This window comes from Sphingomicrobium sp. XHP0239 (assembly GCF_039555325.1).
Taxonomy (GTDB): Bacteria; Pseudomonadota; Alphaproteobacteria; order Sphingomonadales; family Sphingomonadaceae; genus Sphingomicrobium; species Sphingomicrobium maritimum.
On record NZ_CP154608.1, the window covers coordinates 1591978 to 1612331 of the forward strand.

19 protein-coding genes are annotated in these 20354 nt (G+C 65.1%); 3 read left to right on the forward strand and 16 right to left on the reverse strand.

Annotated features, from left to right (window positions below; genetic code table 11):
- Positions 1-54: 54 nt before the first annotated feature.
- The 5 genes from lpdA to WJT74_RS08155 form a co-directional block, all read right to left on the reverse strand.
- A complete protein-coding gene (lpdA, locus tag WJT74_RS08135; RefSeq protein WP_343343550.1) occupies positions 55-1470 on the reverse strand; it encodes a dihydrolipoyl dehydrogenase in 1416 nt (471 codons plus the stop codon).
- A 61-nt stretch (positions 1471-1531) separates the two neighbouring features.
- Positions 1532-1741: a hypothetical protein gene (locus WJT74_RS08140; RefSeq protein ID WP_343343552.1), complete on the reverse strand. Its 210-nt coding sequence runs from the start codon at positions 1739-1741 to the stop codon at positions 1532-1534.
- Between the two features lie 63 nt (positions 1742-1804).
- Complete coding sequence (locus tag WJT74_RS08145) at positions 1805-2167, reverse strand: acyl-CoA thioesterase (protein ID WP_343343554.1); 363 nt, start codon at positions 2165-2167, stop codon at positions 1805-1807.
- A 535-nt stretch (positions 2168-2702) separates the two neighbouring features.
- Positions 2703-2975 (reverse strand): hypothetical protein, encoded by a 273-nt coding sequence (locus tag WJT74_RS08150; RefSeq protein WP_343343556.1) that lies wholly within the window; start codon positions 2973-2975, stop codon positions 2703-2705.
- The gene (locus WJT74_RS08155) at positions 2972-4309 is read right to left on the reverse strand and encodes a pyruvate dehydrogenase complex dihydrolipoamide acetyltransferase (RefSeq protein ID WP_343343557.1); all 1338 of its coding nucleotides are present in this window, start codon (positions 4307-4309) and stop codon (positions 2972-2974) included. Before WJT74_RS08155 ends, WJT74_RS08150 begins: the two co-directional genes overlap by 4 nt.
- Positions 4310-4431: 122 nt before the next feature.
- Between WJT74_RS08155 and WJT74_RS08160 the strand changes: the two genes are divergently transcribed.
- Positions 4432-4890 (forward strand): universal stress protein, encoded by a 459-nt coding sequence (locus tag WJT74_RS08160; RefSeq protein ID WP_343343559.1) that lies wholly within the window; start codon positions 4432-4434, stop codon positions 4888-4890.
- Here the strand turns inward: WJT74_RS08160 and WJT74_RS08165 are convergent.
- Genes WJT74_RS08165 through WJT74_RS08175 form a run of 3 tightly spaced genes read right to left on the reverse strand, consistent with a single transcriptional unit; the run spans position 4887 to position 6454 of the window.
- Positions 4887-5366 carry a GAF domain-containing protein gene (locus WJT74_RS08165; RefSeq protein ID WP_343343561.1) on the reverse strand — a complete coding sequence of 160 codons (480 nt, stop codon included), beginning with the start codon at positions 5364-5366 and terminating at the stop codon, positions 4887-4889. The genes WJT74_RS08160 and WJT74_RS08165 overlap by 4 nt on opposite strands.
- A 13-nt stretch (positions 5367-5379) precedes the next feature.
- Complete coding sequence (arfB, locus tag WJT74_RS08170) at positions 5380-5799, reverse strand: alternative ribosome rescue aminoacyl-tRNA hydrolase ArfB (protein WP_343343562.1); 420 nt, start codon at positions 5797-5799, stop codon at positions 5380-5382.
- Complete coding sequence (locus WJT74_RS08175; RefSeq protein WP_343343564.1) at positions 5789-6454, reverse strand: RluA family pseudouridine synthase; 666 nt, start codon at positions 6452-6454, stop codon at positions 5789-5791. The genes arfB and WJT74_RS08175 overlap by 11 nt, the downstream gene beginning before the upstream one ends.
- 224 nt (positions 6455-6678) lie before the next feature.
- Here WJT74_RS08175 and ctrA point away from each other — a divergent pair, with 224 nt between their 5' ends.
- A complete protein-coding gene (gene ctrA / locus WJT74_RS08180; RefSeq protein ID WP_343343566.1) occupies positions 6679-7386 on the forward strand; it encodes a response regulator transcription factor CtrA in 708 nt (235 codons plus the stop codon).
- Positions 7387-7451: 65 nt separating this feature from the next.
- Here the strand turns inward: ctrA and WJT74_RS08185 are convergent, their stop codons facing one another.
- The 3 genes from WJT74_RS08185 to WJT74_RS08195 all read right to left on the reverse strand — a co-directional run bounded on the left by WJT74_RS08185 (position 7452) and on the right by WJT74_RS08195 (position 11088).
- Complete coding sequence (locus WJT74_RS08185) at positions 7452-8690, reverse strand: HD-GYP domain-containing protein (protein WP_343343568.1); 1239 nt, start codon at positions 8688-8690, stop codon at positions 7452-7454.
- 224 nt (positions 8691-8914) lie between these two features.
- Positions 8915-9706 carry an arginyltransferase gene (locus WJT74_RS08190; protein ID WP_343343570.1) on the reverse strand — a complete coding sequence of 264 codons (792 nt, stop codon included), beginning with the start codon at positions 9704-9706 and terminating at the stop codon, positions 8915-8917.
- A gap of 146 nt (positions 9707-9852) precedes the next feature.
- Entirely contained in the window at positions 9853-11088 is a 1236-nt protein-coding gene (locus WJT74_RS08195) for a threonine ammonia-lyase (protein WP_343343572.1), read from the reverse strand.
- Between the two features lie 65 nt (positions 11089-11153).
- Between WJT74_RS08195 and WJT74_RS08200 the strand changes: the two genes are divergently transcribed.
- Entirely contained in the window at positions 11154-12818 is a 1665-nt protein-coding gene (locus tag WJT74_RS08200; protein WP_343343574.1) for an amidohydrolase, read from the forward strand.
- 33 nt (positions 12819-12851) lie between these two features.
- Here WJT74_RS08200 and WJT74_RS08205 read toward each other — a convergent pair whose 3' ends face one another.
- Genes WJT74_RS08205 through WJT74_RS08225 form a run of 5 tightly spaced genes read right to left on the reverse strand, consistent with a single transcriptional unit; the run spans position 12852 to position 20309 of the window.
- The gene (locus WJT74_RS08205; protein WP_343343576.1) at positions 12852-14831 is read right to left on the reverse strand and encodes a protein-disulfide reductase DsbD family protein; all 1980 of its coding nucleotides are present in this window, start codon (positions 14829-14831) and stop codon (positions 12852-12854) included.
- Positions 14832-14840: 9 nt separating this feature from the next.
- A complete protein-coding gene (gene metH, locus WJT74_RS08210; RefSeq protein ID WP_343343578.1) occupies positions 14841-17438 on the reverse strand; it encodes a methionine synthase in 2598 nt (865 codons plus the stop codon).
- Positions 17435-18478, reverse strand: coding sequence for a homocysteine S-methyltransferase family protein (locus WJT74_RS08215; RefSeq protein ID WP_343343580.1), 1044 nt, complete (start codon positions 18476-18478; stop codon positions 17435-17437). The genes metH and WJT74_RS08215 overlap by 4 nt, the downstream gene beginning before the upstream one ends.
- The gene (gene metF / locus WJT74_RS08220) at positions 18475-19371 is read right to left on the reverse strand and encodes a methylenetetrahydrofolate reductase [NAD(P)H] (RefSeq protein ID WP_343343582.1); all 897 of its coding nucleotides are present in this window, start codon (positions 19369-19371) and stop codon (positions 18475-18477) included. The genes WJT74_RS08215 and metF overlap by 4 nt, the downstream gene beginning before the upstream one ends.
- Positions 19368-20309: an ArsR/SmtB family transcription factor gene (locus WJT74_RS08225; RefSeq protein WP_343343584.1), complete on the reverse strand. Its 942-nt coding sequence runs from the start codon at positions 20307-20309 to the stop codon at positions 19368-19370. The genes metF and WJT74_RS08225 overlap by 4 nt, the downstream gene beginning before the upstream one ends.
- Between the last annotated feature and the right edge of the window lie 45 nt (positions 20310-20354).

Below are 20354 nucleotides of genomic sequence, written 5' to 3' on the forward strand. Positions count from 1 at the left end.
CGTCCGCGTTCCAGCCTCGCCCGCATCTCCTTCGAGATCAACCCCACCGCCGCGTCAGATATGCAGCACCCGTCCGTAGGCTGCGAGCACGCTCTCGTGCATCATTTCGCTCAAGGTCGGGTGAGGATAGACGGTGTTCATGAAGTCCTGCTCGACCAGTTCGGCCTGCTTGCCGACGGTATAGCCCTGGATCAGTTCCGTGACTTCGGCGCCGATCATGTGCGCGCCCAACAGTTCGCCGGTCTCGGCATCGAACACGGTCTTGATGAAGCCCTGCGTCTCGCCCAACGCGATCGCCTTGCCGTTGCCGATGAAGGGAAACTTGCCGACCTTGACCGTGTGCCCGGCTTCCTTGGCCTTGGCCTCGGTCAGCCCGACCGATGCGACCTGCGGGTGGCAGTAGGTGCAGCCCGGAATGTTCTTCACGTCCATCGCGTGCGGATGCACGTCCTTGTTGCCCATCTCCTGCGCGATCGCCTCGACGCAGATGATGCCTTCGTGGCTGGCCTTATGCGCGAGCCATGGCGGCGCGGTGACGTCGCCGATCGCCCACAGGCCCTTCACGTTGGTGCGGCAATGTTCGTCGGTGTCGATATGGCCCTTGGTGGTTTTCACCTTGAGCGCTTCCAGTCCGATCTTCTCGGTGTTCGGCACGATGCCGATGGCGACGATGCAATGGGTGAACGTATCTTCTCTAAGTTTGCCCGTATGATCCTTGATCTTGGCCTTCACGCCCTTGTTGGAAACGTCCAACGCCTCGACCCCCGCCTTGGCGTGGATGGTCATGCCCTGCTTCTTCAATTGCTTGAGAAGCTCGGCAGAAATCTCCTCGTCTTCGACGGGGACGATGCGATCCATCATTTCGACGACGGTCACGTTGGCGCCCATGTCGTTGTAGAAGCTCGCGAACTCGATGCCGATCGCGCCCGAGCCGATGACCAACAGGTCCTTGGGCATTTCCTTCGGCACCATCGCGTGGCGATAGGTCCAGATCCGCTCCCCGTCCGCCGGTGCGAAGGGCAGGTCGCGCGCCCGCGCACCCGTCGCGACGATGATGTGCTTGGCCTTGAGGCTGGTCTTCTTTCCGTCCTCGCCCGTCACCTCGAGTTCGCCCGCGCTCTTCAGGACGCCCGTGCCCATATGCACGTCGATCTTGTTCTTCTTCATCAGGCCCGTGACGCCCTGATTGAGCTGCTTGGCGACCCCGCGGCTCCGCGCGACGACCTTTTCGAGGTCCATCCCGACGTTATCCGCCTTCAGCCCGAAGCTTTCGGCATGCTTCATGTGATGCAGGATCTCGCCCGAACGCAGCAGCGCCTTCGTCGGGATGCAGCCCCAGTTGAGGCAGATGCCGCCAAGGCTCTCACGCTCGACGATCGCCGTCTTCAGGCCCAGCTGCGACGCGCGGATGGCCGCGACATAGCCGCCGGGTCCGCTTCCAAGGACGATGAGATCGTAGCTGTCGGCCATACGTGCGCTCCTGAGTGGTTCAGGAGCGGGGTAACGGCGCGGCTATGCGCCCACAAGACCCCTAGCTATGCCATTCGAAAAAGCTGCGCAGCGCGAAGGCCGCGACCAGGAACAGGGGAATCGAGAACAGGAGTCCCGGCGAATGGGCGAACGGGCGGATCGTGCCCCAGTTCGCCGCGCTCTGCTGCCACACGCCGCCCGCGCCTCCGAAGAACAGGGGCGCCACGACCGCGAGGGCCGCCGCCAGCAGAATAGCCGTGGTCCATTTCATCGAGCGGGTCCCTTCCCCGAATGTCTCCCGAAAAAAGAATGGCGGGATAGGGTAAAGAAAGGGTTACCGCGCGACCGGGCGTTTCTCGTTGTCCGCGGTCACCGCGACGAAGGTGAAGGTGCCGCTCGCCACTTCGAAGACCCGCGGTCCATCGCGTTCGCGGCCCTCGGCGCGGGCGCGGATGGTCATCGAGGTGGTGCCTTCACGGACCAGTTCGGCATAGACCGACAGCTCGTCCCCCACCTCCATCGCGCCCGGAAAAGCGAGATCGGTCGCAGCGACGACGACCGCCTTGCCCTTCGAATGGCGCGAGGCGAGCGACCCCGCCGCGAGCGCCATCTGGCTCATCAACCACCCGCCAAAGATCCCGCCGTAGGGATTGGTGTCCGCCGGCATCGCGGTGACGCGGATGAGGGGGTCAGTCATTTGAGATTAGAGTTCCGTGTTAGAAGAATGTAAAACGCTGCCCCAACGAGGCCTCCCGCCACCCCAACTATAGCTGCATGGTTTGTGACCGAATAACCCATCGCGACGACGGTCAACGAAATCCACAAAAATCCGGTAGCGCCCGCTATAGCTACGATAAAGACGGGATGTGCTTTCAATTTCAGTCCACGTGTCAAAGCTAGAAGGGGCATACCGACTAGGACACAGTATGAAAGAACGAAGGAAAGTGCACCGACTACGGCTACGCCACCAAAGAAAATTGTTTGTGGAAATGTGAGCGCTATCGGCTCCCCGGAAAACCTAGTGACTTTGAGCAGGCCAAGGATTCCGAATATCACGGAAACCCCGATGCCGGAGATGAAGAGAGCATCTAAAGGCTTATGCCGCGAGTGGAAAACTCTAGCCAATGCTCACCTCTAAGCAACTAACCCCATCGGGCTTTCGACCCGCTTAGAACCCGACCATAGAGACTGGTGTCCGACGGCGTCGCCGTGGCTAGGGATGAAGGGTTTAGTCATGAAAAAGCGAGATACAAAGTCGGAGTCCATCCGACCACCAAAGCGAACCAAGCAGTCGCTGCCGTAGCTGCCTTCCATGCCCCGGCGGCCGCCAAAAGATGAAAGAGCAGCACGATCGCCCCAATGCTGTATGCCTCCAATGCGGTTGCATCCAAAGTCGCATTTGAAATGGCTACGAAACCGAACGCCACGAATAAACCGATTGGCAGAAGTGCAAATGTCAAAAGGCGTCGTATCAACATTCCCAACGCCTCGACGGTTTGGCTCAAGCCACCAAACCCATCGGGTTTTCGACCAGCTTCTTGAACGCCTGCATCAGCTTGGCGCCGTCCGCGCCGTCGATGGCGCGGTGGTCGAAGCTGCCGGTGGCGCTCATCACGGTCGCGATCTGGACCGCGTCGTCGACGATGTGCGCGCGCTTCTCGCCCGCACCGACCGCGAGGATCATCGCCTGTGGCGGGTTGATGACCGCGTCGAACTGCTTGATCCCAAACATCCCCATGTTGGAGATGCTCGCGGTACCGCCCTGATATTCCTCCGGCGCCAGCTTGCCTTCCTTGGCGCGGGCAGCGAGGTCCTTCACCTCGTCCGAAATCGCCGAGAGCGACTTGGTGTCCGCGCCTGTCACGATCGGCGTGATCAGCCCGCCGTCGATGCTGACCGCGACCGAAATGTCGGCGCGCTTGTATTTGATGAGGTTCGAGCCCGCGAAGGACACGTTGCATTCGGGCACTTCCATGAGCGCCTTGGCGAGCGCCTTGATCAGCAAGTCGTTGACCGACAGCTTCTGCCCGCGCTCCTCGATGCTCCCGTTGATCTGGCTGCGCAGCTTGAGCAGCGCGTCGAGCTGACAATCGACGGTGAGGTAGATATGCGGGATCTGCTGCTTCGCTTCGGTCAGGCGGCGCGCGATCGTCTTGCGCATGTTGGACAGCTTCTCGACCTCGTGCGGGATGTCGAGCGGTTCGACCTCGGCGGGCGCGACGCCCGGAGCGCTCGGCGACGGCGCGGCGGCCTCGACCGGCGCGGCGTCCTTCGCAGGCGACTTGCCCGCGGCGGCGTCGATGTCGGCGCGCACGATCCGTCCGTTCGGGCCGGAGCCTTCGAGCGTGGTGAGGTCAATCCCCTGCGCCTCGGCCAGCCGACGCGCGAGCGGGCTAGCCTTCACGCGCTCGCCATCCTTGACCGGCGCGGCGGGGGCCTTGGTGTCGGCGGAGGCCTCGGACTTTGGGGGCGCGTCGACCGATTTCGATTCCGCCTTCGGACCGTCGTCGCGGCCATAGCCCTTGTCGGGCGCGGGCGCGGCTTCGGGCGCGCTTTTCGTTTCCGGCGCATCGTTCGACGGCGCGGAAACTTCCTCGCCCTCCTCGCCGATCATCGCGATAACGGTGCCGACCGCGACGTTGTCGGTGCCTTCCTCGACCAGGATCTTGAGCAGCGTTCCTTCGTCGACCGCCTCGAATTCCATGGTCGCCTTGTCGGTCTCGATCTCCGCCAGCAGGTCTCCGCTAGCGATCGCGTCGCCTTCCTTGACCAGCCATTTCGCCAGTGTCCCCTCCTCCATGGTGGGCGAGAGCGCGGGCATCTTGAGTTCGGTGGCCATCAGACGAAATCCTCCTGTCGCCCCCGCTCAAAGCCGATGGTCTCCGGAGCGTCAAGGGTTCGCCGCACCTTGCGCGCCCTTCCGTTTTGACGCAGCGTCGCAGGCGTTCAGGGGAGAGTGACATGGACCAGACCTATCTGGTGATCGTCAACGAAAGCGACGAGGCACGCGTCAGCCTTCGCTTCGTCGCCAAGCGCGCGCAGAAGACCGACCGCGGGGTCGAGGTGCTGGCCATCGTCGAGCCGCAAGGCTTCGTCCAGTGGGGCGGGGTTCAGGCGGCGATCGAGGAAGAGGACATGCACCGCGTGGAGGCGGCCATTGCCGCAACCGTCGGCGAGATCGTGGAGACGAGCGGCATCAAGCCGACCATCACCATCCGCCAGGGCGACCCCATCAAGGTCATCAAGGAAATGATCGAGAATCGCGACGACATCGCCGCGTTGGTGCTGGGCGCGAAGGCGGGGACGAACCCCGGCCCCATCGTGAAGCATTTCACTGGCGAGGGCGCGGGCGATCTGCCCTGCCCCGTGCTGCTCGTGCCGGGAGGTTTGAGCGACGAGCGGATCGAGATCCTGGCCTAGAGCGCTCCTTCGAGCACGCGGCACAATCTCTCGCACCCGGCCTGATCCTCGGCATCGAAGCGCGCCGGGGTGGGGCTGTCGAGGTCGAGCACGGCGACCAGTTCGCCATTCTTGACGATCGGCACCACCAGCTCGCTCCGGCTCGCCGCGTCGCAGGCGATATGGCCGGGAAACGCGTGGACGTCCTCGACCCGCTGCGTTTCGCGGCTTTCGGCCGCCGCGCCGCACACGCCCTTGCCGAACGGAATGCGGATGCAGGCCGCGCGACCTTGAAATGGCCCCAGCACCAATTCGCCGTCGATATTGCGATAGAAGCCCGCCCAGTTGAGATCGCCGAGCTGCTCCATGATCAGCGATGATGCGTTGGCCATGTTGGCGACCGCATCGGGTTCGTCCGCGACAAGGCTTTTTAACGCCTTCGCCAGTTCGTCGTAGAAAGCCGCCTTGTCGCTGGCCTCGATCTTGAAATCGTACATGCTGTGGGTCCCGTCAGTGCTTGCGCAGATCGACCTTGCCGCGCAATTCCTTCTTGCGTCCGCGCTTGACCTTGGTGTCGACGCGTTTCTGCTTGGCGCTCCAGCTCGGCTTGGTCTTCTTGCGCTTCTTGGGCTGGACATGGGCCTTGGCAATCAGCTCGGCAAGCCGCGCGCGCACCGCATCGCGATTGTCCTTGCGGCTGCGCGAGCCCTTCGCCGTCAGGATCAGTTCGCGGCGATCCTTCGTCACCTTGCTTCCCGCCAGGTGCCGCAACCGGTTCAGTACGCGTCCATGCAACCCCAGCGCCATCAGGTCGACGCGCAGCTGGACACCGGTTTCGGTCGTATTGGCATGCTGGCCGCCCGGTCCGCTCGCGGCGAGAAAGGTTTCCTCCAGCGCCTCGTCGGGAATGACGACATTGTCAGGCGACATCGAACGTCCCCGTGCGCGTCCAGTCGGGGAAATGTTCGGGCAAGGGCGCGATCAGCTTGATCATCTTGCCCTTGGGCCGCGGCACTTCCAGCCGTTCGGCGTGAAGCATCATCGGCCCGCCCGGGTATCCGTAGACGCGGTCCCCGATGATCCCGTGCCCCAGCCCCTCGCGCGCATGGACGCGGATCTGGTGCGTGCGGCCCGTCTCCGGCACGAACTCGACGAGGCTTCGATCGCCTTCGACATGCAGGCGACGCCAGCGGGTCACCGCGGGCTTGCCGTCGGGATCGGCGACCATGCGCCATCCCGCCTGCTCGCTCGACACCTTGGCCACCGGTAGATCGATCTCGCCTTCCTCGTCCGCGACGGCGCCGCCGACCACCGCGAGATAGCGCTTGCGAACGAGGTGCTCCTCGAAGGCGCGCTGTACCCATTTGCGGGCGGGCGGGTGGCGCGCGAGCAGCAGGCAGCCCGACGTGTCCTGATCAAGCCGGTGCATGATCGCGGGCATCCGCTTGTAATTCTGCCGCAGCGAGGCAAGCGACGCTTCGACCGAATCGCCACCGCGTCGCGGTGTATCGACGGGCAAGCCCTGCGGTTTGTCGATCGCGACCACGTCGGCGTCGATCAGGAGGATCCGGTCTTGAAGGTTCATGGCGCCGCCCTACCCATCCTTGAGCAATGGCGAAAGTCCGCGCCGCATCGGCCTGAGTCTTTGGCGTCACACCGACCGCGCAAAATCGCCCGCGTTAACCTTTATACCTTTGTTAACTTTTGTGGCTCAGATACGAAATGGTTAATGGTCGCTTAGACGACGTTAAGGCCGGGTAACTCTTGGGAAGGGTGGACTGCTCGGCCGACAGAAACGGGGAAGCAAATATGCGTGTTCTGCTGATCGAAGACGAAGCGACGATTGCGAAAAGCATCGAGATGATGCTCTCGACCGAAGGCTTCAACACGTACGTCACCGATCTTGGCGAGGAAGGCCTCGATCTCGGCAAGCTCTACGATTACGATATCATCCTTCTGGACCTCAACCTGCCCGACATGCACGGTTACGACGTCCTCAAGAAACTCCGCACCGCCAAGGTGCAGACGCCGGTCCTGATCCTGTCGGGCATCGGCGAAATGGATTCGAAGGTCCGCGCACTGGGCTTCGGGGCCGACGATTACGTCACCAAGCCCTTCCACCGCGAGGAACTGGTAGCGCGCATCCACGCCATCGTCCGTCGGTCGAAGGGGCACAGCCAGTCGGTCATCCGCACCGGCAAGCTGGCCGTGAACCTCGATGCGAAGACGGTCGAAGTCGACGGCAACCGCGTCCACCTCACGGGCAAGGAATATGCGATGCTCGAGCTGCTCAGCTTGCGAAAGGGCACGACGCTGACCAAGGAAATGTTCCTGAACCACCTCTATGGCGGAATGGACGAACCCGAACTGAAGATCATCGACGTCTTCATCTGCAAGCTCAGGAAGAAACTGTCGCTGGCCTGCGGCGGAGAGAATTACATCGAGACGGTCTGGGGCCGCGGCTACGTGCTGCGCGACCAGCAAGAAGAAACCAGCGGCGAGACCGAAGCCGCCTGACGATCGATTGCGGAGCGGGATGGAAGCGGCGCCGACCGGGGGGACGGCGCCGCTACTTTTTTGCACTAGGCAACCGTCGCCCGCAGCGCGTCGTAGGCATTGCCGTCGACCGCCTTGCCGATTTCGCGCTCGATGATCTCCAGCGCCACCTTCTGCGGAAGCGCGGCGCGATAGGGCCGATCCGCGGTAAGCGCATCGTAGAAATCGCAGACCGTGATGATCCGCGTCTCGGAGCCGATCTGTTCATCGCGCAGCCCCAGCGGGTAACCCGCGCCGTCGATCCGCTCGTGGTGCGCGGCCGCGACACCCGCCATGTCCTGAAAGCAACCGACCCGCGACAGGATCTCCCGCGTGTGCGCAGCATGCCCCCGCATCTCGACCCATTCCCCCTCCCCCAGCTTGCCGGGTTTCTCGAGCACGCGGCTCGATACGCCCAGCTTGCCGATATCATGGAGTAGGGCGGCGCGGTGAAGCCAGCGTAGCCGCGAGGGGTTCAATCCCATCGTACGCCCCATCGCGCCGGCGATCTGAGCGACCCGTCCCGAATGCCCGCCCGTGTAGGGACTTTTCGCATCGACGACGGCACCGAACGCAGCGGCGATCGCATCGAGCGAATCGTCGTCGACCGTGAACTCGTCGTCGCGGGGCGCTATGGCGGCGACCGTCGCGTCCACCAACGCACTTTCGAGCCCGGTCCAGAACCCCGGGTCGTCGGCCGCACGCAGAAAATGCTGCGCCAGTTTGGGATCGAGCCAGCTTCCGGCGCGGCGGGCCACCTCGCCGGTCGCGGCCTCGCGCCCCCCGTGACGGTGAAAGACATCCGCAATCTGCGCCAGCAGGGCGATCCGGGAGCCGATCGGGATCTGTTCGCCTTCCAGACGTTCGGGTCGTCCCGACCCGTCGAACCGTTCATCGAGATGGAAAATGCCCTGCGCGACCTCCTCGTCGAAGGACAGTTGCCGCGCAACGTTCGCGCCGCGAGTGCAACGCGCCTCGATCATCTCCTGCGCGACGGCATCGCCATTCTTGAGGATGTTCGCGATCTTCGCCAGCTTCGTGAGCAGACCGGCTCCATCACCGGTCCGCGCGAACACGAATTTCAGCGTCGCCGGAAGGCCCTGCGGGACGGTTTTCCACGCCTGCTTGAATTCGCGATCATCGGTCGCATAAAGCTCCGCGATCCGTGCAGCGTTGCTCGAGCAGCCAAGATCCTTGAGCAGGGTCGTATAGTAGATGGTGCCCCGTTCGGCTTCGGTCAGGCCCATCCGCGCCGCGACCTTCATGGCGATATAGGTGGACCGCACCGAATGACCCGCCGGCTGTCCCTCCGTGAGGTCGAGCGCGTAGGAGAGGCCGCCGAGCAGATCGGCGCGCCGCGCGACACCCGAGGCGGATCGCGCTTCGATCAGGGGTGAATGGAAGATGGGCGAACTCCTGCGACGTGCAGGACACCCTGACCCATGAACCGATAAGGCGCTGTTAGCGGCTGTGGTTAACGACTTACCATCGGTGTCGAACCGTCAGGACCTCAGACCGTCAAGCGGCGCCGCACCGGCGGAGGTTGGCGATTTTCGGCCGGAACGTCGGCTTCCTCCATCGGGCGCCAGCCGTCGCGTCCCAGCCGTTCCATCGGCCTGAAACGCGCCTTGTACGCCATGCGGTCCGATCCTTCGACCCAATAGCCGAGATAGACGTAAGGCAGGCCCGCCGCCTGGGCACGCAGGACATGATCGAGGATGATGTAGGTGCCCAGACCCTGCCGCGCCTGCGGCGAGGTATCGAAGAAACTGTAGATCATGCTGATCCCGTCGGACTGCTGGTCCGAGAGGCAGGCGCCGACCAGCTTGCCGGGGCGACCGTCTTCGGCCGGCTCGCGGTATTCGATCACATGGGTATTGACCGGCGACTGCTCGACCATATCGGCATAATCGCTCTCGTCCATTTCGGCCATGCCGCCGCCCGGATGCCGCGCGGTAAGGTAGCGCGAGAGCAGGTCGTACTGCTCCTCCGTCGCCCACGGCCGAACCGCACTGACCATCAGATCGTCGTGCTGCCGCGTCAGCCGTCGCTGCGTCCGACCCGGTTTGAAATCGCTCGCGCGGATGCGCACCGAAACGCAGGCATCGCAATCGGTGCAGCTCGGACGATAGGCGACCGACTGCGACCGGCGAAAACCGATCTTGCCCAGCGCCTCGTTGAGCTCGCCCGCATTGCGGCCGGTCAATTCGGTGAACACCTTCCGCTCCACCTTGCCCGGAAGATAGGGGCAGGGAGCGGGATTGGTGACGAAAAATTTCGGGAAGCGGAATGGGGCGCTCACCCTTGCGATCTCCTGTACTGATCCGTTGCCTGTCGAAACTAGGAACGAAGTTAACAGGGACGCAACACTTTTGGCACCGGCGAGGTGCCACATTTTGAATCGATCCGTGCCGATCTGAAACGAAACGCGGTAAACGGAGGTGCGCGTCAGGACATTTCGTCGTCGGCGGCGCTCAGGCGGTCGGCCCGTTCCACGCCGAAACCGCACTCGGTCAGCTTGTCGATCACCCGATCCACCGCGGAAGCATCGCGCGCTTCGCACTCCACTTCGATCAGCGTGTCCTTTGCCGGGAGCGCGTTGAAGATGCGGTGATGGTTGGTCTCGATGATGTTGACCCCGCACTCGTGGAATTTAGCGGTGATGGTCGCCAGCGCGCCCGGCCGGTCTTCGGCCGCGATCTTCAAGCGCGCGATGCGGCCCGCGCGTACCAGTTCGCGCACCAGAACGTTGGAAAGCAGGTGCGGATCGATATTACCGCCGCACAGGACGGTGCCGACCTTCTTGCCGCGAAACCGCTCGGGACTTTCGAGGATGTACGCCAGTCCCGCCGCGCCCGCTCCCTCGACCACCGACTTCTCGATCCCGACCAGCAGCGCGACCGCATGCTCGATCGCCGCTTCGCTGACCAGTTCGATCCGGTCGACATGTTCGCCGATGATCTTGCGGGTGATCTGCCCCGGCTGCTTGACCGCAATCCCTTCCGCCAGCGTGGCGCCGCCGGTCACCGCTTCGGTGCCTTCCACGATGCACTTCATCGCGGGGAACATCGCCGCCTCGACTCCGATCAGCTCGATCTTCGGATTATGCGCCCGCGCGGCGATCGCGATGCCGCTCATCAAGCCGCCGCCACCGATCGGCACGACGAGGCAATCGAGATCGGGGGCCACGGCCAGCATCTCCAGCCCGACCGTGCCCTGCCCCGCGATCACGTCGGGGTCGTCGAACGGGTGGACGAAGACATAGCCTTTTTCCTCGGCAAGCTGAGTCGCGTGGGCGAAGGCATCGTCGAACACCTTGCCTTCCAGCACGACGGTCGCGCCATGCCCCTCGGTCTGCTCAACCTTGATGGTGGGCGTGGGCGTCGGCATCACGATCGTCACCGGAATACCGAGCCGGGCGCCGTGATAGGCCACAGCCTGGGCATGGTTGCCCGCGCTCGCGGCGATCACGCCACGCCGCTTTTCCTCCTCGGTCAGTTGGCTGAGCTTGTTGAGGGCGCCGCGCTCCTTGTAGGCGGCGGTGAACTGGTAGTTTTCGAACTTGAGCCAGACTTCGGCGCCGACCATCTCGCCGAGGGTCACGCTCTTGGCCATCTTGGTTTCGAGCACCTGCCCCGCGATCCGCTCGTGGGCGGCGCGCACGTCGTCGATCGTCACGCTCATCTTTTCTCTCCCTGACGCCGCCGCCTAGCCCTTCCGCTGTCCGGCGACAATGCTATGCGTAGGACATGATCAAGCACGCTTTCCTCGCCGCCAGCGCGGCTTTCGCCATCGCCGCCACCCCCGCCGCCGCGCAGACGGTCTACACCAACATGAACGGCGTTCATGCCACCGCGGACGGCGAAATTCAGCGCTTTGCCGGTATCGTCGTCGACGCCGACGGACGCATCGTGTCGCTGATGCAGCCCGGCCAGTCGCTGCCGCGCGGGGGTTACGAGGTGGTCGATCTGCGCGGGGCGAATGTCCTTCCCGGACTGATCGACGCGCATGGTCACGTGATGGGCCTCGGCGATGCCCAGCTCAATCTCGACCTTACCGGCACGTCGTCGATCGCGGACCTGCAGCAGCGGTTGGCAGCATATTCCGAGGCGAATCCCGACCTGCCGTTCCTGTACGGTCGCGGTTGGAACCAGGAACTGTTCGACGAAGTCCGTTTCCCCACCGCCGCCGATCTCGACGCCGTGGTGGGCAACCGCCCGGTGATTCTCGGCCGCGTCGACGGTCATGCGGTTGTGGCCAACAGTGCCGCGATCCGCCGGGCCAATATCACCGCTGACACGCAGGATCCCGAAGGCGGCGCGATCGAACGGCTCGCCGACGGCAATCCTGCGGGCGTGTTCGTCGATACCGCCGAGGAGCTGCTCTACGTCGGCATGCCGCGGGGCACCGCCGCCGATGCGGATCGCGCGCTCGCCGCGGCCCAGACGTTCGCGCTTTCCGAAGGCCTCACCGCCGTCGCCGACATGGGCACCAGCATCGATGGCTGGAACGCTATGCGCCGCGCCGGCGATGCGGGCGAGCTCAAGGTGCGCATCATGAGCTATTCGGCCGCCCTCGAACCGGCGTTCAGCATCGCGGGCACCGGCCCCACTCCGTGGCTGTACGATGGCAAGCTGCGCATGGGCGGGATCAAGCTCTATTCGGACGGCGCGCTCGGCTCGCGCGGCGCGCTGCTGAAAGAACCCTACGAAGACAAGCCCGACACGCTGGGACTGCCTGTCACCCCGATGGACGAACTGGGCGAGCTCGCCCGCCAGGGTGCCGAGCGCGGTTTCCAGCTGGCGATCCACGCGATCGGCGATGCCGCCAACGACGGCGTTCTCGACATCCTCGAGAACCTCAAGGCAACGCAGGTCATGGCGGTGTCGCCGCGCCATCGGATCGAGCATGTGCAGATCGTCGACCCCGTCGATCTTCCCCGTCTCGCCGCCGCCGACGTGATCGCCTCGATGCAGCCCGTGCACCAGACGAGCGACTGGCAGATGGCCGAAAAACGGCTCGGCATGGATCGGCTTGGTGGCGCCTATGCATGGAAAAGCCTGCTCGACAGCGGCGCGCGCCTCGCCTTCGGTTCCGACTTTCCGGTAGAGCATCCCAATCCCTTCGCGGGGCTCGAAGTGGCCGTCACCCGGGTCGATGCCAGCGGCGAACCCGTAGGCGGATGGCGCGCCGAGGAAGCCGTCGATCTCGGCACCGCGCTGGCCGCCTTTACCGTCCATGCCGCCTATGCGGGGTTCGCGGAGGAACAGTTCGGCGCGCTCGAGCCGGGTCGCTATGCCGATTTCATTATCGTGGATCGTGACATTTCCGCGATCAATCCCTCGCAGATCAGCGAGACCGACGTTCTCGCCACCTATGTGGGCGGTGAACGCGTCTGGAGCGCGCAGGACTGACGCTCCGCAACGTTGATTGCTGCCGGTTTCCCGTCAGCTCGCTGCTGCGCGTTCGGTCAGCATCGAAGGCGTGAGGAGCTGGGGCAGTTCCTCCGCTTCCTCGCCCGGCGGATACCATAGATAGAGCGGGACCGCGCCGCGCTGTCGCTCTTCGAGGAAGCGGGTGATGGTGTCGTTCCCATCGGTCCAATCGGCCACGAAGACGGCAACATCGGCTTCATCGAAAGCCTCGCGCACGCTGTCGCGGGCGATGGCGACGCGCTCGTTGGCCTTGCAGGTGAGGCACCAGTCGGCGGTGAAATAGACGAAGACGGGCCGCCCAGCGCCCCGCGCAGCGGCGACGCGCTCGGGGCTCCAAGCCGTCGCGCCCGGAACGCTGACGTTGCGCTCGATCGGGCGGTCGGGAAGCGTCACGATGCCGAGCAGGGCGACCGCGCCGACGGCCGCCACCGCGGTGCGAAGCATCCCGACGCGCCGGGCGATCAGGCCGAAGATGGCGGCCATCAAGCCCAATGCGAAGATGCCGCCCGCCAGTCCGACCGGTCCCGCCAGTCGCCACAGGAGCCACAGGCAGGCAGCGACGGTCAGCCCCATCGGAAGCGCGAGCCAGCGCTTGAAGGTGGTCATCCACGGACCCGGGCGCGGCATCCTTCGCCGCAGCGCGGGAATGAACCCCAGCGCAAGGAAGGGAAGCGCGAGACCCAGCCCGAGCATCGCGAAAATGCCCATGCCGACGAGCGGCGGGAGCAGGAGCGCGGTGCCGATGGCGGTGCCGAGAAACGGTCCCGCGCAGGGCGTGGCGACGAACGCGGCCAGCGCTCCGGTCCCGATGGAGGAACGGGTTTCGACATCGCCGGCCACGACCGGAAGCTCGAACAGACCGAGCAGATTATAGGTAATCGCACCTGACAGGAGGAGTAGGACGAAGATGGTCCGCGGATCCTGAAGCTGGAAGGCCCAGCCGACCGCATTGCCGCCTTCGCGCAGCAGGATCAGCAGCAGGCCGAGCGAGGCAGTGCCTAGTACCGCGCCGAGTGTATAGCCGAGCGCGTCACGACGGGCGCGCGTCTCGCTGGTCCCCGAGCGGGCCAGATGCAGCGCCTTGATGGTCAGGACCGGAAAGACGCACGGCATGAGATTGAGAAGCAGTCCGCCGATCAACGCGCCCGCCAGCGCGAGCAACGTCGCTTCTCCCCCGCCATCCCCGGTGATCGGTCGCCCTCCCGTCGGAACCTCGCCCGGACGAGCGCGAAATTCCAGGCCCTGCCCGTTGCCCAGCCGGATCACCCCCGCCAGCGACGCGGGGTCGGCGCCCTCGCGCGCGACCAGATCGACGATCAGCCGGTCGCCGTCACGGCGAAAGCGCTGCTCTGCCGAATAGTCGATCACCCTGTCGTCGGCGAGGAACAGGGTCGGTTCGCCAACGTCTAGCGTTTCGGGAACGGGCAGCGCGATGGACAATGTTTCGCCCGTTTTCGCAAATCGCGCCGGGGTTTCCAACAGGCGCGGCAGGTCGCGGCGATAGGCGTCGAACTCGTAGCCCCGATCCGTCCCCTCGCCGATGGGAATGGCGAGATCCACGCGTCCCTGTTCGGGAACGCATACCTCGTCGGTGCAGGCGAGCCAGCGCATGTCGGCCGCGATTCGCACCACGCCGGAGGAGCGCGGCGGCACCGTCAGCCGGGTCAGCAGGGCATGATCGCCCTTGTAGACGTAGTTGATGAGACCCGCGGCCTCCAGGATGACCGGTGTCGGGAAGCGCAGGTCGCCCACCTCGACGCCGTCGGGGACGTCCCATTCGATCTGGAGCGGCAGGCCGGCGTCGCCGGGGTTGAGCCAATAGCCGTGCCAGCCGGGATCGGTGCGGAAGACGATGGCCAGTTCCACCTCGCCGCCGCCCACCGGAACGGGACCTTCGGCGACGAGCGTGGGACGGATGTTGTTCTGCTGCCCCCACGCAGGCCCGGAGGCTGCGAACAGGGCGAGAAGCAACAGGAGGAAGCGCGCCAGCATGGCCCCGCCCTAGCTTGCCGCCGCAGCCTCGTCGAGATTGGGCGAAAGGCGGCGTTTGGCGGTCGCCAGGTCGATCCCGGCACGCTCGGCATAGTCCGCGACCTGGTCCGCCCCGACACGCGCCACCCCGAAATAGGCCGCATCGGCATGCGCGAAATAGAATCCCGACACTGCGCTTGCGGGCCACATTGCATTGTTCTCGGTCAGCGTGATGCCCGCAGGTTCTCCGCCGAGCAGCGCGAAGAGCGGCGGTTTCAGCCCATGGTCGGGACAGGCGGGATAGCCGGGCGCGGGCCGGATGCCGCGATACTTTTCGGCGATCAGCTGATCGTTGCCCAAATCCTCGTCCGGAGCGTAGGCCCATAGTTGGGTGCGAACATGCTGGTGCAAACGCTCCGCGAACGCTTCCGCAAACCGGTCGGCGAGCGCCTTCAGGAGGATCGCGGAGAAATCGTCTCCGGCTGCCTCGAACGCCTTCGCCCGTTCATCGGCGCCGTGGATCGCCACGGCGAACCCGCCGACATGGTCGTCCGCGTCGGCGACGAAATCGGCGAGGCAGAAATTGGCGCGGTCGCCGGGTTTCTTCACCTGCTGGCGGAGGAACGGCATGCGCTGTCCATCGACGATCACGTCGTCGCCATCGCGGTGCGCGGGCCAGACCTGCGCCACGCCGCGCGCAGTCAGCCACTTTTCCTCGATGATGCGATCGAGCATGGCCTGCGCCTCGGCGTACAGTTCGGTCGCGGTTTCGCCGACGACCTCGTCCTCGAGGATGGCGGGAAAGGTGCCGGCCAGTTCCCAGGACCGGAAAAAGGGCGTCCAGTCGATCGTCTCGCGCAGGTCGGCGAGATCCCAGTCGTCGAACAGGTGCCGGCCCGGTTTGGCGGGCGCGGTGGCGACCCCTTCGGGATCGAACGTCGGAGCGTTGGCGCGCGCCTCGGCAAGGCTCAGGATCGCGCCCTTGCCCTTTCCGGCGCGGGCATCGCGCACCTTGGCATAATCTGCCGCAATATCCCCGACATAGGCCGCACGCCCTTCGCCCATCAACTTCGACGCCACGCCGACCGCGCGGCTGGCATCGACGACGTGCAGAACCGGCCCGGAGTAGGCGGGCGCGATCTTGAGCGCGGTATGCACGCGGCTGGTCGTGGCCCCGCCGATCAGCAGCGGCAGGTCCATTCCCTCGCGCTCCATTTCGCTGGCGTTGTGTACCATTTCATCGAGGCTGGGCGTGATGAGACCCGACAGTCCGATCATGTCGGCCTGTCGCGCGCGTGCCGCGTCGAGAATGTCGCCCCACGCGACCATCACGCCCAGATCGACCACTTCGTAGCCGTTACACTGCAGGACGACCCCGACGATGTTCTTGCCGATGTCGTGGACGTCGCCCTTGACCGTCGCGAGCACGATCCGGCCCTTCGTGGAATTGGATCCGCCGACATTCTCCCGCTCGATATAGGGAAGCAGCCGCGCCACCGCCTTTTTCATCACGCGCGCGGACTTGACGACCTGGGGCAGGAACATCTTTCCCGATCCGAACAGGTCGCCGACATGGTTCATGCCGTCCATCAACGGTCCTTCGATGACCTCGATGGCGCGGCCGCGCGACTGTCGCGCCTCTTCCACGTCCTCCTCGACATGGGCGTCGATTCCCTTGACCAGCGCGTGGGTCAGCCGTTCCTCGACCGGGCGGTCACGCCAGCTGTCGTCCTTCGTCGAGGCCTTGGCGCCCTGTCCCTGATAGCGCTGGGCCAGATCGATCAGCTTGTCGGTCGCGCCGTCGTGCCGGTCGAACAGCACGTCCTCGCACGCCTCGCGCAGTTCGGGATCGATCTCGTCATAGACGTCGAGCTGACCCGCGTTGACGATCGCCATGCCGAGACCCGCGGGAATGGCGTGGAAGAGGAACACCGAATGGAGCGCGCGGCGCACCGTTTCGTTGCCCCGGAACGAGAAGCTGAGGTTCGACAGGCCGCCGGAGATATGTGCGCCCGGGCAGCGCTGGCGGATTTCCTTCGTCGCCTCGATGAAATCGAGGCCGTAGCGACGATGCTCGTCGATGCCTGTCGCGACGGCGAAGATATTCGGGTCGAAGATGATGTCGTGGGCGGGAAAGCCGTTGGCGAGCAGAAGGTCGTAGGCGCGGGCGCAGATCTCGACCTTGCGCTTCTTCGTGTCGGCCTGGCCCGTTTCGTCGAACGCCATCACGACCACCGCCGCGCCGAGATCGCGGCACTTGGCGGCCAGCTTCAGGAAAGGCTCCTCGCCTTCCTTGAGGCTGATCGAATTGACGATCGGCTTGCCGGACACGCATTTGATCCCGGCCTCGATCACCTCCCACTTGGAGCTGTCGACCATGACGGGCACGCGGGCGATGTCGGGTTCGGCGGCGATGCGTTTCAGAAACGTCGTCATCGCCTCGACCCCGTCGAGCAGGGCTTCGTCCATGTTCACGTCGATGATTTGCGCGCCATTCTCGACCTGTTCGCGCGCGACTTCGACGGCGGCGTCATAGTCGTCGGCCTGGATGAGCTTGCGGAATTTGGCGGAACCGGTGACGTTGGTCCGCTCGCCGATATTGATGAAATTGACGGCGGCGCTCGTCACGAGGCGATCTCCAAGGGTTCTAGGCCGGCGAGCACCATGTCCGACGTGCGCGTGGCCGGACGTCGCGGAATGGCGCCCGCGCATTCCCTGGCAATGGCGGCAATATGCTCCGGCGTGGTGCCGCAGCAGCCGCCGACGATATCGACCAGTCCTTCCTCCAGCCACTCGGCAACCTGGCGCGCGGTCTCTCCCGGACCCTCGTCATATTCGCCCAGATCGTTGGGCAGCCCCGCGTTGGGATAGGCCATCACGAGGGTCGCCGCGCGCGCATGCAGCGCCTTCAGATGCGGCCGCAGCGCTTCCGCGCCGAAGCTGCAGTTGAGGCCGATGGTGAGCGGATCGGCGTGGCGGACGGTCGCCCAGAAAGCCTCGACCGTGTGGCCCGACAGATTGCGGCCCGACAGGTCGGTCAGCGTCATCGAGAGCATCAACGGCAGATCTCGCCCGATCTCGCGCTCGACATTCTTTGTCGCAACGACCGCCGCTTTCGCGTTCAGCGTGTCGAACACCGTTTCGACGAGGATGAAATCGACCCCGCCGTTTGCCAGCGCGCGTACCTGCCCTTCGTAGACGCTCACCACTTCATCGAAGCTAACTTCGCGATAGCCGGGGTCCGCCACGTCGGGGGACAGGGACAAGGTCTTGTTGGTCGGTCCCACCGCGCCCGCGACGAAGCGGGGGGCCTCGTCGGTCGAGAAGCGGTCGGCGACCCGCCGAACGATGGCGGCGCCTGCGATATTGATGTCGTCGACGAGATGCGCGGCGTCATAGTCGGCCTGGCTGATCGCGTTGGCGTTGAAGCTGTTGGTGGCCAGCACGTGCGCCCCGGCCTGCGCATAGGCGATGCAGATCGCCTCGATCGCGTCGGGCTGTGTAAGGTTGAGGAGGTCGTTGTTGCCGCGCTGCTCCCGCTCGAGCGCGACGTTGCCGCGAAACTGCGCCTCGCCCAGCCCCAGCTTCTGGATCGCGGTGCCGTAGGCCCCGTCCTTGACCAGCACCCGACGGGCGGCAAGCGCGCGCAATTGTTCGGCCTTCGTCATTTGGGGCTCACTCCCAGCAGGCGGCAGATGGCGAAGCTCAACTCCGCTCGGTTCAAGGTGTAGAAATGGAAGTGACGGACGCCGCCGGCATAAAGCTGTCCGCACAGTTCGGCCGCGATCGTCGCCGCGACCAGTTCGCGCTCGCGCGGGGTGTCGTCCAGTCCGACGAACCGTCTGGCCATCCAGTCGGGAATGTTCGCGCCGCACATCCCGGCGAATTTCTGGGTCTGTGCGACGTTGGAAACGGGCAGGATGCCGGGGACCAGTTCGATCTCGCGGCCGCGCGCGGCGAGCGCATCGCGCAGCCGGAAGAAGGGTTCGGGATCGAAGAAGAACTGGCTGATCGCGCGGCTCGCCCCCGCGTCGATCTTGCGCAGCAGATGATCGAGGTCGGCATCGAAGCTCAGCGCCTCGGGATGGCATTCGGGGTAGGCGGCGACCGACACGTCGAAGTCCGCCACCTTCTTCAGGCCTTCGACCAGCTCGACCGCGTTCGCGTAGCCGTCCGGATGGGGGGCGAACGTCGCGCCCTCGGACGGCGGGTCACCGCGCAGGGCGACGATGTGCCGCACGCCCGCTTCCCAATAGTCGCGCGCGACGGCATCGACCTCCTCCCGCGTGGCCGCGACGCAGGTGAGGTGCGCCGCGGGCGTCAGGTCGGTTTCATCGACGATCCGCTTGACCGTTTCGTGCGTCCGTTCGCGGGTCGATCCCCCCGCACCGTACGTCACCGACACGAAACGCGGCGCCAGCGGGGCCAGACGCTCGACCGATTCCCACAAGCGGTCCTGCATCTTGTCGGTCTTGGGCGGGAAGAATTCGAAGCTGACGTCGATGTCGCCCGACGGGCGCTCGAACAGGGGTTTGGGGGCATCGGCAGTCGTATCGGTCATGCGGCTTTCTCCCGGGCCGCGCGCGGCCGGTCGGCCGCCCACAGCATGACGTTCAATTCTCCCTCGATCCGCACGGGCCGCGCGGGTTTGAGACCCGCCAGCTTGACCATGCCGCGGATGCTGTCGGTCGCGAAACCCAGCCGCTGATGGCCATGATCGCGGCGGAGTTCCTCGCGGTCGTGCGCCTCGAAATCGACCAGCAGCAGGCGCCCGCCGGGTGCAAGGATGCGGGCCGCTTCGTCGATCGCGGCGCGGGGCTGGTGCGCGAAGTGCAGGACCTGATGCACGATCACCGTGTCGGCGCTTTCATCGGCGAGCGGCAGCGCGAACATGTCACCTTGACGAAGACTCGTCTCGGTCTCGGCTACGTCGAGCCGCACGCGCGCCAGCCGCAGCATGTCGGGCGAACGGTCGATGCCGATCGCCTGGCTCGCGCCGGGGGCGAACAGTTCGAGCATCCGCCCCGTCCCGGTGCCGATGTCGACAAGCCGGCCCAGCGGTCGGCCCTTGAGAAGATCGGCCATCGCCGCCTCGATCTCCTCCTCGTCGGCATGCAGGCCGCGAAGGAGGTCCCATTGTTCGGCACGCTGCGCGAACCAGCGGCTGGCGGTTTCCGCGCGTTCGATCCGAATCGCTTCCAGACGTTTCGCGTCGGCCTCGACCGATCGGGCCAGGGCCCCCGCGAGCCCGCCTTCGACCAGTTCGTACAGCGGATCGTCGATCGCGATCCGCGGCTCGACGAACGTCCAAGCCCCCTCCTTGCGCCGCTTGACCAGCGCGGCCTCGTCGAGAATCTTTAGGTGGCGCGACACGCGCGGCTGGCTCTGGCCGAGCGCCAGCGCGATCTCGCCCACCGTCAATTCCATTTCGCGCACGAGCAGCAGGATGCGCAGGCGGCTTTCCTCGCCCAGCGCCTGGAAGGTGTTGAGGATGTCCATGCCGACATTCATGGGTTAAAGACATAAAGAATTCTTTATGTCTGC

What these genes read in the sequence shown, in the direction of transcription:
- WJT74_RS08225 (WP_343343584.1), bottom strand. Translation starts at nt 20,309, where the DNA reads ATGGACATCCTCAACACCTTCCAGGCGCTGGGCGAGGAAAGCCGCCTG.
- WJT74_RS08140 (WP_343343552.1), bottom strand. Translation starts at nt 1,741, where the DNA reads ATGAAATGGACCACGGCTATTCTGCTGGCGGCGGCCCTCGCGGTCGTG.
- WJT74_RS08200 (WP_343343574.1), top strand. Translation starts at nt 11,154, where the DNA reads ATGATCAAGCACGCTTTCCTCGCCGCCAGCGCGGCTTTCGCCATCGCC.
- WJT74_RS08165 (WP_343343561.1), bottom strand. Translation starts at nt 5,366, where the DNA reads ATGTACGATTTCAAGATCGAGGCCAGCGACAAGGCGGCTTTCTACGAC.
- arfB (WP_343343562.1), bottom strand. Translation starts at nt 5,799, where the DNA reads ATGTCGCCTGACAATGTCGTCATTCCCGACGAGGCGCTGGAGGAAACC.
- ctrA (WP_343343566.1), top strand. Translation starts at nt 6,679, where the DNA reads ATGCGTGTTCTGCTGATCGAAGACGAAGCGACGATTGCGAAAAGCATC.
- WJT74_RS08215 (WP_343343580.1), bottom strand. Translation starts at nt 18,478, where the DNA reads ATGACGAAGGCCGAACAATTGCGCGCGCTTGCCGCCCGTCGGGTGCTG.
- WJT74_RS08155 (WP_343343557.1), bottom strand. Translation starts at nt 4,309, where the DNA reads ATGGCCACCGAACTCAAGATGCCCGCGCTCTCGCCCACCATGGAGGAG.
- lpdA (WP_343343550.1), bottom strand. Translation starts at nt 1,470, where the DNA reads ATGGCCGACAGCTACGATCTCATCGTCCTTGGAAGCGGACCCGGCGGC.
- WJT74_RS08205 (WP_343343576.1), bottom strand. Translation starts at nt 14,831, where the DNA reads ATGCTGGCGCGCTTCCTCCTGTTGCTTCTCGCCCTGTTCGCAGCCTCC.
- WJT74_RS08160 (WP_343343559.1), top strand. Translation starts at nt 4,432, where the DNA reads ATGGACCAGACCTATCTGGTGATCGTCAACGAAAGCGACGAGGCACGC.
- WJT74_RS08145 (WP_343343554.1), bottom strand. Translation starts at nt 2,167, where the DNA reads ATGACTGACCCCCTCATCCGCGTCACCGCGATGCCGGCGGACACCAAT.
- metF (WP_343343582.1), bottom strand. Translation starts at nt 19,371, where the DNA reads ATGACCGATACGACTGCCGATGCCCCCAAACCCCTGTTCGAGCGCCCG.
- WJT74_RS08175 (WP_343343564.1), bottom strand. Translation starts at nt 6,454, where the DNA reads ATGAACCTTCAAGACCGGATCCTCCTGATCGACGCCGACGTGGTCGCG.
- WJT74_RS08195 (WP_343343572.1), bottom strand. Translation starts at nt 11,088, where the DNA reads ATGAGCGTGACGATCGACGACGTGCGCGCCGCCCACGAGCGGATCGCG.